The sequence below is a fragment of the Salinivibrio costicola subsp. alcaliphilus genome (genome assembly GCF_001996185.1).
Lineage (GTDB): Bacteria > Pseudomonadota > Gammaproteobacteria > Enterobacterales > Vibrionaceae > Salinivibrio > Salinivibrio costicola.
The window spans coordinates 64,081-78,682 of record NZ_MUFR01000005.1; the positions used below are offsets into that span (position 1 = coordinate 64,081).

9 protein-coding genes are annotated in these 14,602 nt (G+C 47.5%); 7 read left to right on the top strand and 2 right to left on the bottom strand.

Annotated elements, in window-relative coordinates; translation table 11 throughout:
* Positions 1–197: 197 nt before the first annotated feature.
* From BZJ21_RS02840 to rmf, 7 genes are all read left to right on the top strand, one after another.
* On the top strand, positions 198–5,018 hold the full coding sequence (locus BZJ21_RS02840) for an NAD-glutamate dehydrogenase (protein ID WP_077669083.1): 4,821 nt from the start codon (positions 198–200) through the stop codon (positions 5,016–5,018).
* A 66-nt stretch (positions 5,019–5,084) separates the two neighbouring features.
* The gene (gene pyrD / locus BZJ21_RS02845; protein ID WP_077460557.1) at positions 5,085–6,098 is read left to right on the top strand and encodes a quinone-dependent dihydroorotate dehydrogenase; all 1,014 of its coding nucleotides are present in this window, start codon (positions 5,085–5,087) and stop codon (positions 6,096–6,098) included.
* A 139-nt stretch (positions 6,099–6,237) separates the two neighbouring features.
* On the top strand, positions 6,238–6,792 hold the full coding sequence (locus tag BZJ21_RS02850; protein WP_021023222.1) for a cell division protein ZapC: 555 nt from the start codon (positions 6,238–6,240) through the stop codon (positions 6,790–6,792).
* A gap of 648 nt (positions 6,793–7,440) precedes the next feature.
* Positions 7,441–9,573 (top strand): bifunctional 23S rRNA (guanine(2069)-N(7))-methyltransferase RlmK/23S rRNA (guanine(2445)-N(2))-methyltransferase RlmL, encoded by a 2,133-nt coding sequence (gene rlmKL / locus BZJ21_RS02855; RefSeq protein ID WP_077669084.1) that lies wholly within the window; start codon positions 7,441–7,443, stop codon positions 9,571–9,573.
* Entirely contained in the window at positions 9,570–9,824 is a 255-nt protein-coding gene (locus tag BZJ21_RS02860) for a glutaredoxin family protein (protein WP_021023220.1), read from the top strand. Before rlmKL ends, BZJ21_RS02860 begins: the two co-directional genes overlap by 4 nt.
* Positions 9,811–11,733 (top strand): ATP-binding cassette ATPase Uup, encoded by a 1,923-nt coding sequence (uup, locus tag BZJ21_RS02865; RefSeq protein WP_021023219.1) that lies wholly within the window; start codon positions 9,811–9,813, stop codon positions 11,731–11,733. Before BZJ21_RS02860 ends, uup begins: the two co-directional genes overlap by 14 nt.
* 180 nt (positions 11,734–11,913) lie before the next feature.
* Entirely contained in the window at positions 11,914–12,084 is a 171-nt protein-coding gene (gene rmf / locus BZJ21_RS02870) for a ribosome modulation factor (RefSeq protein WP_077460554.1), read from the top strand.
* 264 nt (positions 12,085–12,348) lie between these two features.
* Here rmf and fabA read toward each other — a convergent pair whose 3' ends face one another.
* Both fabA and BZJ21_RS02880 read right to left on the bottom strand, forming a co-directional pair.
* Positions 12,349–12,864, bottom strand: coding sequence for a bifunctional 3-hydroxydecanoyl-ACP dehydratase/trans-2-decenoyl-ACP isomerase (fabA, locus tag BZJ21_RS02875; protein ID WP_077669085.1), 516 nt, complete (start codon positions 12,862–12,864; stop codon positions 12,349–12,351).
* Positions 12,865–12,932: 68 nt separating this feature from the next.
* Positions 12,933–14,588, bottom strand: coding sequence for an AAA family ATPase (locus BZJ21_RS02880; protein WP_077669086.1), 1,656 nt, complete (start codon positions 14,586–14,588; stop codon positions 12,933–12,935).
* Between the last annotated feature and the right edge of the window lie 14 nt (positions 14,589–14,602).

Below are 14,602 nucleotides of genomic sequence, written 5' to 3' on the forward strand. Positions count from 1 at the left end.
GGTTAAAGCCTCATCCAATCTCTAATTAAATAGCCACACCAGTCACATTCTCGCGAAAATCGCGTAAATCCAGCCGTTTATCTATAACGTTTTTGCTATCCAAGCCTTACACTAGACAGTGCGTTTGTTAACGCAATGTTTACCTCTGATGACGACTCACAATGATAATGTTCTAAAAAGGACAACGGAGTGCCAGAATGACCTCGCGTGACCCTATAGTACCAGTGTTACTTGAGAAGGTTTATCAACTCATCGCTGATAAACTCGATGATCCTCAACAACCACTTGTCGATGCGTTAGCCAAAAGGATATTGGGTCAAGTATCTGATGACGATTTGCAGGAACGCAATGAGTCAGATCTTTATGGTGCAGTAATGAGCTTATGGCACCATCTCAACACGTTTGAACAAGATAAAGTCTTTGTTAAAGTTTTTAACCCAAGCCTGAGCGGAAATGGATGGCAATCAACCCATACGATTGTTGAAATCCTCGCCCCAGATGCCCCCTTCCTTGTCGATTCTGTGCGTATGGCCCTTAATCGCTTAGGTATCACAACGCACTTGATGCTGAATAGCCCGATCAAAGCGCGCAAGAATGAGCAGGGAGATGTGGTCGGCATTGGCAGTGAGGACGGCCAATTCCAAAGCACGTTCCATATTGAAATCGACAAGATGTCAGATGACTCAGAGATGGCAGCACTTGAATCTGAGCTCTCTGAAACCTTGACCGATGTCGTAATGGTGGTGAACGACTGGAAGCCAATGCGCGCGCAAATGCTTGAGCTATTAGCATCATTAAAAGAGACCCAATTACCGATTGATGATGAGCGCCGCCAAGAAGCCGTCGAATTCCTAAGTTGGATCACGGACAATAACTTTACCTTTATGGGCTACAAGTGCTTTGACCTGGTTCCGGTTGAAGGCGATTACGAGCTTCGCGCAAGCAGTGACTGTGACGCACTAGGTTTAGCTAAAAAGCACAAATCCCCCCAGGCTCTGCGTTTATCCGAAATGCCTGAATCAGCCCGAGCAGAAGCGCTGAAAAAAGAGCTGTTAGTGCTTACCAAAAGTAATGCGAAATCTCGGGTTCACCGTCCGGCTTATGTCGATTATATCGGGATCAAAAAGTTTGATAGCAACGGTAATGTGATCGGCGAGCACCGGTTTACTGGGCTCTATGCATCGTCTGCTTATAACCAGTCTACCGCTAGCATTCCGGTGCTGCGTAATAAAGTACGCCGTATCCTTGATAACAGCGGTTTTTATCGCGAATCACACGCGTGGAAAGCGCTGGCTAATATCCTAGAAAACTACCCGCGTGATGAGCTGTTCCAAGCGACAGAAGACGAAATGCGCAATGTGGGAATGGGCGTGGTACAAATGCAAGACCGCGACATGCTCCGTGTATTTGTGCGTCGTGATCCGTTTGGTCGTTTTTTCTCGTGCATGGTGTATATCACCCGAGAGCGCTATAACACCGAGTTCCGTCGTCAAACCCAGCGTATTTTTCAGCAATACTTTGGATCAGATCAGACGGTTGAATTTACCACTTTTTTCTCGGAAAGCCCGCTGGCGCGGACGCATTATATTGTCCGAGTGGAAAATAATAACTTCGATATTGATGTGAAAAAAATCGAACAAAACCTCACAGAGGCAGCGTCATCGTGGGATGATCGTTTACAAGAAGCCGTGATTGCTAATTTTGGTGAAAATCGTGGTACACCGATCGCGAAACGGTACTTGCGCGCATTTCCGCGTTCTTACAAAGAAGCGATGTTACCAGGGTCAGCAGTGGCGGATATTGAGCGCCTAGAAGGGCTCAGTGATGACAATAAACTCGATATGTTGCTCTACAGGCCGCAAGAAGTTAGCCATCAATCTAATGCCATTAGCCTAAAGCTTTTCCAAAAGGGGGAGCCGATCCATTTATCGGATGTGATGCCGATGCTAGAAAATCTAGGGCTGCGTGTGATCGGCGAATCGCCGTATGAGGTTGAAACCAGCCAGGGGGATGTGTATTGGATTCTCGACTTCTCTATGTTGCACAGTGCGGGAGCAGCGTTTGATCTTGGTAATGCGCGCGATCGCTTCCAACATGCATTTGCCGACATTTGGCATGGCCGCTTGGATAATGACGGTTTTAACCGCTTGGTATTAAACGCGGGGTTATCCGGACGAGAAGTCACGATTCTACGCGCCTATGCTCGGTATATGCGCCAGATTGGCTTTCCTTTCAGTCAGGCGTATATCGAGGATACATTAGCTTCGCACCCGCATCTTGCTGGGTTCTTGGTCAGGTTGTTTAATCGACGCTTTGACCCTGCGGGTAAGCAAAACAAGCGAGAACGAGATGCGATTATTCACGAGATTGAAGAGGCACTCGACAATGTTGAGAGTTTGGATGATGACCGTATTATTCGTCGATACATGGAAATCATGCTCGCGACCATGCGCACAAACTTTTTCCAGAAAGATCCGGACAATGGCCAAGACAAACCCTATCTATCGCTAAAACTGCAAGCATCGGATATTCCGGATATGCCTAAGCCGGTTCCCGCGTTTGAGATCTTTGTTTACTCCCCCGATGTAGAAGGGGTGCACTTACGCGGTGGTAAAGTCGCGCGTGGTGGACTTCGTTGGTCCGATCGCCAAGAAGACTTCCGTACCGAAGTCTTAGGCTTGGTGAAAGCGCAGCAGGTCAAAAACACCGTGATTGTGCCAGTCGGGGCGAAAGGGGGCTTTGTCTGCAAGCGTCAACATCAGTTAACTGAGCGGGATGCGATCATTGCTGAGGGTAAGCGATGCTATCGAATCTTTATCCAAGGGTTACTTGATATTACCGATAACATTGTCGAAGGCACCTTGACGCCGCCTGACCATGTGGTCCGTCATGACGACGATGACGCCTATTTAGTCGTCGCGGCAGATAAGGGAACGGCAACTTTCTCTGATTTAGCGAACAGTGTCTCAGCGCAATATAACTTTTGGCTGGGAGATGCTTTTGCGTCCGGTGGCTCGAATGGGTATGACCACAAAAAAATGGGGATTACGGCCGCAGGTGCTTGGGAATCGGTAAAACGCCACTTCCGTGAAATTGATATTAACTGTCAAACCACGGACTTTACCTGTGTCGGCATTGGCGATATGGGCGGCGATGTGTTTGGTAATGGCATGCTGCTGTCCAAGCATATTCGCTTAGTCGCAGCGTTTAACCACATGCATATCTTTATTGATCCCGATCCAGATGCCGCGAAAAGCTGGGAAGAGCGCCAACGTCTCTTCAATTTGCCGCGGTCAACTTGGGAAGACTACGATACTCAGTTGATAGCCAAAGGTGGGGGGGTGTTTTCTCGCCGTGCGAAATCAATCACCTTAACGCCGGAGATACAAAAGCTGCTCGGCACCCGTAAGCAGACGATGGCGCCTAACGATCTGATTAAACAGATCGTAAAAGCCAAGGTTGATCTGCTTTGGAATGGCGGTATCGGCACCTATGTTAAGTCATCGAGCGAAACCCATACCTCGGTAGGTGACCGTGCTAATGATGGTTTGCGTGTCAACGGCAATGAAGTGGGTGCTCGTATCATTGGTGAGGGCGGTAACCTTGGCATGACCCAATTAGGGCGAATTGAGTATGCGCTTAACGGCGGTCGAGTGAATACCGACTTTATTGATAATGTCGGTGGTGTCGATTGCTCGGATAACGAGGTCAACATCAAGATCCTGCTTAATGGGCTGGTGGCGGCCGGTGATCTGACCATGAAAAAACGCAATGAGTTGCTGGAGCGAATGGAAGACGAAGTGTCTGACATCGTGCTCGAGGATGCTTATAGTCAAAGTGAGTCGATCTCTGTCACCCATAACCAGCAGGCCGCTTTGTTAAAAGAGCAAATCCGGTTTATTCACTATTTAGAGAAAGAGGGTAAGCTCGATCGGGCGCTTGAATATCTGCCAGACGATGAAACCTTGTCTGAACGTAACTTGCGTGGCACCGGTTTAACGCGCCCAGAAATTGCTGTATTGGTTGCCTACGGCAAAATGGTTCTCAAAGAGCAGCTGGTTGTTGATGATGTCACGCAAGATGCTCACTTCGGACAGCTACTCCCTAGTTACTTCCCTAAAGAGTTACAACGTCACTATAGAGGCGAGATGGAATCTCATCCACTGCGTGGTGAGATCATTGCCACCGCACTGGCGAATCAAATGTCGAATGACATGGGTTTTAACTTTGTGACCCGCATGCAAGATGAGACCGGCGCCAGTGTGAGTGATATTGCTAAGTCTTATGCCATTGCCAGAGAGGTGTTTGGTTTTGAGCAGCTATTTGATGATGTGCGCGAGCTCGATAATCATGTGAGCGCCAAAGTGCAGTATGACATCATATTCCGCTGTCGCCGAATGTTACGCCGTGCAACCCGTTGGATGTTACGTAACAAACGCAAAGGAGAGAGTATTGAGGCTCAAGTTGGCTTTTATCGTCCCGCATTGCAAAACTTGGTGGATCACCTCGATCAGTATTTGGTTGAGGGTGAGATCACTGAGCATGATCAACAAGCGGAGGCATTGATAAAAGCGGGTGTACCTGATGCGCTTGCGAACAAGGTTTGTCGCCTGACGAGCGTGTTCTCGGGATTAGATCTTGCCCAAGTGTCAGAACAACTCGACAAGCCATTCGAGCTAGTGGCGCGCTTGTACTATGTACTGGGTGATCGTTTATCACTGCACTGGTTCTTGAAGCAAATCAATAACCAGCCGGTTGATAACCACTGGCAAGCGCTTGCCCGCGCCTCGTTCCGTGAAGATCTTGACTGGCAACAGCGCTTATTGACCGCTCGCATCGTTTCAGAGATGGATTCACAACACGATGCCGAGACAGGGTTAACGCAGTGGATGGATGATCATGCTGTAATCCTGAGCCGTTGGCAAAGCATTGTCGATGAGTTCAAAGTCGGTTCTATGCATGAGTTTGCCAAGTTCTCTGTCGCGCTGCGTGAATTGTCGTTACTAAATTTAAATTGAATTAGTGCGCCAATAACGCAATAATCTAGCCCCGTTTATAACGGGGCTTTTTTATTAGGAGGGATAATGCTATACCGCCTCGCCAGACCGGCTATCTTTCAGTTAGATCCAGAAAAAGCACACGACTTAACCATCAAAACGCTTTCCCGTTTCCATCACACACCGCTTCGCTTTTTATACTCTCAGCATCTTCCTCCTCGCCCAGTGACTGTCATGGGACTGCATTTTACCAATCCAGTAGGCTTAGCCGCAGGGTTAGATAAAAATGGTGAGTGTATAGAAGCGTTTGGCGCCATGGGGTTTGGCTTTGTGGAAGTGGGGACGGTTACCCCACGCGCCCAACCAGGTAATGATAAACCGCGCCTCTTTCGCCTTAAAGCGGCGGAAGGAATTATTAACCGAATGGGGTTTAACAATCATGGTGTTGAGGCCCTGATTGAAAACGTGAAACAGGCGAAAAATTTTACGGGTGTGCTCGGTATTAATATCGGTAAAAATAAAGATACACCCATTGAGCAGGGCACCGATGACTACATTGCCTGCATGCAAAAAGTATATCCGTATGCTGATTATATTGCGGTTAACATTTCCTCACCGAACACTCCCGGGTTACGAAGTTTGCAATATGGCAACATATTTGACGAGTTGCTCAGTGCGTTAAAAAAGGAACAAGGTCAATTAGCCGAAACACACGGCAAATATGTCCCCCTTGCAGTGAAGATTGCACCTGATTTAAGTTGTGATGAGATCCAACACGTCGCTGATAGTTTGGTTCGCCATAACATTGATGGCGTGATTGCGACCAATACGACGTTAGAGCGTTCGCTGGTGGATGGGATGCCGCACTACCGTGAAGCTGGTGGATTAAGTGGCCGGCCGGTACAGTTGAAAAGTACGGAAGTGATTCGTCAACTTCATCGCGCACTCAATGGAGCAATGCCGATCATTGGCGTTGGTGGTATTGACTCAGTGACAGCGGCACGTGAAAAGTTGGAGGCTGGAGCTGATTTAGTGCAACTCTATTCAGGACTTATTTATCAAGGTCCAGGCTTAGTGAAGCAAATCGTTCGTCATATTTAATTTAAAAAATAAAGTCTTAAGGCGAAAAGGGGGAGGGTTTCTTCCCCTTTTTTTTTGCCCTCAACCCATTACACTTCAGTCAATGGCAGTCTTGATATCGCCAGACCCCCAGTTTTTGAGTCTTCGCGGGAGCTGAAGTATGTTAAAACCTAACAATGCATGGAGATGGTATTTCGATGATGCATCGACATCACTGATGCTCGATTTGGGTGATGACATGGTTTTTCGCGTGGCGATCAATGCCAAACATCTCATCCCTGATGCGTTCTCGACATCCCCATTTTCAGTTGAGGACGCATCGCTTTTTCAGTATCTGACAGATCCTCTGTCATTACTGTCACTGTCCGGGCCGCGCCGGGCAGAGCTTGCTTTGAACGCAGTGGCAGCCCATCGCTTCCACAAACCTGTGCTACCCAAAAGTTGGTTTTTTGAGACGCAACAAGAAACGATCGCCGCACCCGAGTGGGGGCAGATTGTCGAACTCACGAGCCAAACCGGGGACAGGGCGCCATTTATTATTATAGAAAACGCCGGTTCAGCCTCGCTATGCATGCTCGCTCGCGAAGCCGATTTTGAACTGAGCGCAAATAAAACCATGGCGTTTTGTGGTGCGATTAAAGTAATGAACGACCGGCTATCGCAATCTAAACACCAAACTAATAGCCAAAAAGGTCGCTTTGCGTTAGTGGGCTGAGTGGCTTTCACTCAGCTCACGTTTTCTTTTATCCAACCTTCCCCCTAGATTTGACGTCACTATTCCCACTTCTTTTTGCGCGATTAATGTTTCTGATACCAAACAGGTGCGTCTAAAACCTGTGATCTCTCTTCACGTTTGAGCAAAAAGCGTGCACCAATAATGTCTAAAATTGGGTATTTTCGTCGCGTTTTTATCCGCTTTAACGGCAAATCTTTACAGCTTTTTCCTGTTTTACAGCAATAATCCTTTCCTTAATCGCTTCCTGGTATATACCAGTTTTTTAGAGGCTAACCTAATTCCTAGCGGGAAATAATCGAATTCTGCACACCTATCAACCCGCCATAACTGGCCTCTTAAGGCAAAGTGAATGCTTACACGTTATATTTTCTAACACATCATGCTAGACGTGGCGCGCCTTGATTAGGTCGTGTTTCCACCAGGAAACGTAGTCGGTCAGGGTTTGCTGAGATAGGATTCCTGAGGGAAACAATAATCATCGGGTGATTGATTCTTTACAGAAACAGTGGGGTGGCGATTAATTCACCATTCAACGGAGATTGTTTCGCCTTGGGTCAACGGGGCGGGTCAGATTGATGTATAATCGGCGCCATTATGACAACCACGCCCAGAGGGTGTAGAGACTCAATGAAACACTATCTCGCTATAACCGCTCGAGGTCTCGAGCATTTGTTGGCTCAGGAGCTTGAACAGCTTGGTGCATCCAGCCTTAAGCAAGTCCATGCCGGTGTAAAATTTAAAGCCGACGATTCCACGCTTTATCAATGTTGTTTGTGGAGTCGGGTTGCATCCCGTTTTGTGCTGGTGCTGGGTGAGTTCGCGGTTCGCGATGATATGGATTTATACCTTGGCGCTACGGCGATTAATTGGCCGGATCATTTCCATTCCAGCCAGCGGATAGCGGTTGACTTTAACGGTACTAACCAAGAGATTCGCAATAGCCAATATGGTGCCCTAAAAGTCAAAGATGCGATTGTCGATAAATTTGAAAAAGCCAATCTGCCACGGCCAAGTATTGATCGTGAGCAACCAGACTTACGCATTCATATGCGCTTGTCGAAAGATAAAGGTGTGCTCGGTATTGATATGGTTGGCAGTGGTTTGCACCAACGAGGATATCGTACTCAGGCAGGGGCGGCTCCTTTACGCGAAACCCATGCAGCAGCGTTAGTGTTACGCAGTGGGTGGCAAAGCGGGCAACCTATGATGGATATCATGTGTGGTTCCGGAACGCTTCTGATTGAAGGGGCGATGATTGCCGCGAATGTCGCTCCTGGGCTTAAGCGCAAACGTTGGGGCTTTGAATCACTGCTTGATTTTGATGACGAGGCTTTTAAAACGATCAAAGCAGAGGCGAGCGTTAAAGCTAAACGCGGTGTGAGCCAATGCCAAACGCGTTTTTATGGGACAGATAATGATGCACGTATGATTGAGACGGCCCGGGCAAACGCCCGACGCGCGGGTGTCGCAGAATTGATCGAATTTGATGTCGCAGATGCCACTGAGGTCGTCCCGCCAGAAGACTTCACCGGAGGGCATATTATCTCAAATCCCCCTTATGGTGAGCGTTTAGGCACGACGCCTGGACTGATTGCGTTGTACACGCAGCTGGGTGACCATCTTAAGCACGCGTTTGCAGGTAACACTGTCTCTTTATATTCCGGCTCGGACGAGCTGCTTAGTTGTCTGCGGATGCGTGCCGATGACAAGTTTGCACTGCGCAATGGCGCCCTTGATTGCGTAATGAAAACGTATGCCATTACCGCGCGTGGCGAGAAAGAGGCAGGAGATGCGGCCCCGACGGTTGACGTTGCCCCTGACTTTGCCAATCGGCTCCGTAAAAATATGACAAAATTGGATAAATGGGCGAAAAAAGAGGCCATCGAGTGTTATCGACTCTATGATGCTGACCTGCCGGATTACAAAGCCGCGATTGATCGCTATCGCGACTTTTTAGTGATCCAAGAATATGCGGCACCTAAGACGATCGCCCCAGAAAAGGCACGTCGGCGATTGCTGGATATGGTGCGTGCTGCCATTGCTGTCACAGGTGTTGATGCGAATAAAGTTGTGCTCAAAACGCGTGAGAAGCAAAAAGGGAATAATCAATACCAAAAGCTGTCAGGTGCCGCGCATACTATGACCGTACAGGAATACGGTGTAACACTTGAGGTTAATCTTTATGACTACCTCGATACCGGCTTGTTTCTCGATCATCGCTACACGCGTCGACTAATTGGCGAGAAAGCGGCTGGAAAAGATGTACTTAACCTGTTTGCTTATACGGGAAGTGCATCGGTACATGCAGCGGTCGGTGGTGCACGGTCAACGACCACCGTGGATATGTCGAAAACGTATCTTGCGTGGGCTGAGCGCAATATGAAGCTTAACGGAATGGTCGGGCGTCAGCATCAGTTTGAACAGGCCGACTGCTTGCAGTGGATAGAGCAATCGGACCAACAATTTGATCTTATTTTTGTTGATCCACCGACTTTCTCTAACTCGAAGCGGATGCAGACAACCTTTGACGTGCAACGCGATCACATCGATTTACTATTGGCTCTCAAAGCACGGTTGCGTCAAGGGGGCGAAATTATTTTCTCTAATAACAAACGCCACTTTAAGATGGATCTTGAGCGATTGGCCGATGCCGGACTTAATGCAGAAAATATGAGTAAGCGTTCGATCCCAGAAGACTTTGCACGTAATCCCCATATTCACAATTGTTGGATTATTCAGCATCAGGACGTGGTTGCATGACACTCGTGTTATTCAGTACCGAAGGCTGTCATCTGTGTGAGCAAGCCTGGTCACTTTATCAATCACTCGGTTATCAAACGCCACTTGCAACCCAAGATATTGCCTTTGACGATACGCTCTTTGAGCGTTACGGCGTCACTATTCCGGTGATTGCAATTCGCAATCAAGCAGGAGAGGTGAGCGCAGAGTTAGGCTGGCCGTTTGATCACATACAACTACAAGCTTGGTTATCGCAAAATGGCATTAATTAAAATTACCGCTGCGCAGTTAGCGTATGGCGACAATCCATTGTTAGACAAAACAGACTTCATTCTCCAGCCCGGAGAGCGTGTTTGTTTGGTTGGACGTAATGGCGCAGGCAAGTCTACGTTGATGAAGGTCATCGACGGACAAGTGCAACTTGATGATGGCACTATTCAAAGTCAATCCGAGCTTAAAGTCTCACGACTGGAGCAAGATCCACCTCGAGATAGCCCAGGTTCCGTGTTTGACTATGTCGCGGAAGGGCTTGCCGATGCGGGCGATAAGCTTAAGCAATACCATCAACTGATCGCAACGATCGAAACCGATCCTAGCGATCGAAACATCGCCGAGCTGGCAAAGGTACAAGAAGCGCTAGATCATGCCGATGCATGGCGCTTTGATAACCAAATTATGGTGGTTCTTGGTGCCCTTGGGCTGGATGGTAATACCGCGCTCAACGCGTTGTCAGGTGGCTGGCAGCGCAAGGCAGCATTAGCCCGGGCTCTGGTTTGCGAGCCCGATGTATTGCTCCTCGACGAGCCGACTAACCATCTTGATGTATCGACCATTCTGTGGTTAGAGCAATTTTTGAAAGACTTTCGGGGCGCGATCGTATTTATCTCACACGATCGTTCGTTCATCGGCGCCATGGCAACACGCATTGTCGACTTAGATCGCGGTAAGCTGACATCCTGGCCGGGGAATTATCAAGCCTACCTTGATGGTAAAGAAGAGGCACTACGGGTTGAAGCTGAGCAAAACGCTGAGTTTGATAAAAAACTGGCCCAAGAAGAATCATGGATTCGTCAAGGTATTAAAGCACGTCGTACTCGTAATGAGGGAAGGGTGCGAGAACTGAAAGCGTTACGTCAAGAGCGCGCTAACCGCGTAGAGTTACAAGGTAACGCCAACTTGCAACTGGATGATGCAACGCGTTCAGGAAAAATTGTTTTTGAAGCTGAAAACGTGACATTCACTTATCAAGATGAACCGTTAATTAAACCGCTGAGCTTTACGGTGATGCGTGGTGATCGCATCGCGCTAATCGGCCCCAACGGATGCGGAAAAAGCACACTGCTAAAACTGATGCTAGAGACGCTGACGCCCGACAGTGGCTCTTTACATGTTGGCACCAAGCTGGATGTGGCCTACTTTGACCAATACCGCGAAAAACTCGATCCCGAAAAGACCGTGATTGATAACTTGGCGGGAGGAAAAACAGAAGTTGAAGTCGGTGGGCGTAAGCGCCACGTGATGGGGTACCTGCAAGATTTCTTATTCCATCCACGACGTGCACAAACTCCGGTAAAGGCCCTCTCGGGAGGAGAGAAAAATCGCTTACTGTTAGCCAAACTTTTCCTCAAGCCTGCGAATCTCTTAGTGCTTGATGAGCCAACAAACGATTTGGACATTGAGACGTTAGAGCTGCTGGAAGACTTACTCTCTCAGTTCCAAGGAACCTTGTTGTTAGTCAGTCACGATCGACAGTTTGTTGATAATACGGTGACCCACAGTTGGATATTTGAAGGGGACGGCACGATCAATAAGTTTGTGGGTGGCTATCACGATGCGCAGCAACAACGTGAGCAATACCTCAAAGCGATTACCCCAAATGATAAAGGTACCCCATCAAACCGTCACGCTGATACGGAACAAAAGACGGCAAAACCGAAAAGTAAACCGCGGAAGCTTTCGTACAAATTACAGCGTGAATTGGAAGGTTTACCTGCGCAGCTTGAAGCATTAGAAAACGAAATTGAAGTCTTGCAATCAGAGATGAATGATCCTGATTTTTTCTCGAAAAGTCAGGAGATTACTCAGCCTAAACTTACTCGATTGGCAGAGGCGGAACACGAGCTTGAGCAAGCGTTTGAACGTTGGGAAGCCTTGGAGGCAATGCAACAAGAGAGTGAGTGACGGTGTCACTTTTGGGGGGAGATGACTCACAGTTTGTCTTTTACAGCAGCGATAGTGCTTGATTAAAAAATGTTCATGATCGAAGCTGTAGTTGATGCTTCATAAAAACGTCATGGACGGGAGCATTCTTGCGAATAGCAAGCGCAGCATTGAACAAGATGGAATGAAGAGGGCGACCCTATGAAAAGACAGAAGCGAGATCGTTTGGAACGCGCACAGTCAAAAGGCTTTCAAGCGGGAGTAAACGGTCGATCGTCTGAGATATGTCCTTACCAACAAACTGATGCAAGAAGCTACTGGCTTGGCGGATGGCGCGAAGGCAGAACAAGTAAATCAGAGATGATGAAGTAGTCCATTTCCGTAATATGTTTGGCCTTATCTTATGATAAGGCCTTTTTAATAGCCACCTAACGCACTATAACTTTAAAAATATAGTCTTATTTCATTAGTCACCTATATAAAAATTATAAAATCATTGTCACGTTAACGTAAGTCTCAAAAGGGAAAGGGAAAGGGAAAGGGAAAGGGAAAGGGAAAGGGAAAGGGAAAGGGAAAATTAACGGGGGAGAACAAATAAAAGTAAAGCCGGCGAAGGCACCGGCTTTACTGAAACACTTAGAATGCTGATGTGTCTTGGAAAAGACCGACTTTTAAATTTTTAGCGACGTAAATCTCTTTATCATCGACAAAGACATGGCCATCACCGACACCCATTACCAGTTTGCGATTAATTACACGCTTCATATGAATCTCATAACGAACCCGTTTAGCAGTAGGGAGAACTTGGCCTGTGAATTTTACTTCGCCAACCCCGAGGGCTCGGCCTTTGCCTTCGCCACCGATCCAGCCTAAGAAAAAGCCAACTAGCTGCCACATCGCATCCAAACCCAGACAACCAGGCATAACAGGGTCACCAGGGAAATGACAATCGAAAAACCATAGATCGGGATTGATATCCAATTCAGCGACAATTATGCCTTTATCAAAGTCACCGCCTTGATCGGTAATGTTGGTGATACGGTCCATCATCAACATGTTAGGGGCAGGAAGCTGTGGACGTCCTGGACCAAAAAGCTCACCTTGGCTCGATGCGAGTAGATCATCGCGATTATAGGAATTTTGGCGTTTCATTATATCTAAACTGCTCCTTATTCAATTGCGAGCAGTTTAGCGTACACGTGTACGCCAAACAACTCGGATCAGTACTGGCCAAACCAGTTTTTTATGCGTTTAAACAAACTGTTGCAGCTTTGTTTTTCATCAGTATGAAAATGATTTATTCGATTAGATATTTTTCTTAGTAATGTCTCGTCTTCTTCTCCTGAGAATGGGAGACCCGTCACAAGAGGTAGAGCCTGCTCGACATCATCTACCGCCCAAATATGAAACTGTCCAGCTTTAATGGCTTCAACGACATCATTGCGTAAACAAAGGGATGATAGATTCGTTTTCGGCAACACCACACCTTGCTGGCCAGTTAATCCTCGGTGTGCGCAAACTTGATAGTATCCCTCAATTTTTTCGTTGATTCCGCCAACGGCCTGAACGCGACCAAATTGATCGACGGCTCCCGTTATCGCAATGGCTTGATTAATCGGTTGTTGAGAAAGGGCGCTGACAAAAGCACACAGTTCGGCCAATGACGCACTGTCTCCATCGACCTCGCTATAAGATTGCTCAAACACAATGGATGCCGAATAAGGAAGGGGATCATCAAGATTTAGGGCCACGCTCACAAAGGCTTGCATAATCATCATTCCTTTGGCGTGAATATTGCCGGCTAATTCCGCTTTGCGCTCAACATCGGCAATATCACCGTCGCCAGAGTGAACCACACATGATATCCGAGCTGGCTCGCCGTAGCTCAATGGATGACCGGGCACCTCAATCACAGTGAGACCATTGATTTGACCAATATGTTCACCGCGAGTATCAATAAAAACTTGTCCTTTGTGTATGTCTTCAATGGCACGCTCTGGCAAATACGCAGCTCGCTGATAACGGCGCGTAATGGCCGCATCAATCGCATTGCCGTCTAATACCTCATCGACCGTCATCAGTGATTCAGCCAATAATTGATGATACCAAATAGGACAAAGTGGCATACGTAACTGATCTTCACTTTCTCGTGCACCCGCTTGGAGTAAACGCACCAGCGCGGAGTCGGAGACACTTAAAGCGGTCAGTGTGGTGACAATACCTTTTAACCAAGAAAAGTAGGGCGTGATATTACTTGCGTTGAGCTCAATGTCTTGTTCATACTCAGCATAAGCAGATAAGCCATCGTAAAGGTCAGGCTCGTTGGTTTCAAAATCGGCCAGCCACTGCCTATCGCCAACCAATACCAGTCGAACATCAAGGCTTTCATCGGGCAATTCGGTTATTTGATCGGGACGCGCTGTTTGCCAAGCCAGATTACCTGTCGATAAAAATTGCTTCAGACGCACCCAAACACGAGGTTGTTGCAAAATATCGGCAACTTTTAAAATTAAAACGCCACCGTTGGCTTGATGGAGTAAGCCCGATTTTTTTTGTGACGCTGTCACATTTTTATTATTATTATAAGCAAACCCGAATAGCGTCGACTCTGTAACGGCCTCACCAATTAAAACAGGCGAACTCGGGCATTTTGCGACTAGCTCATCCCGATATGCATTAAGATAGTGTGGAAGATCAGCAGACATGACGGTCAGGCAACGTGTCGGGCACGAAGATGACATCAACCACTGCAGAGCCTGGGTTAAACGTGACTGCAGCGACAGTAGCGTGGCGGCCTCTAAATACTCAAACTGTGCGATGTCTGGGGAAAACTGAGAATAATGTGGTTTGGCATCACGCCAATCAACTTCATGCATGTCTATGATTACTG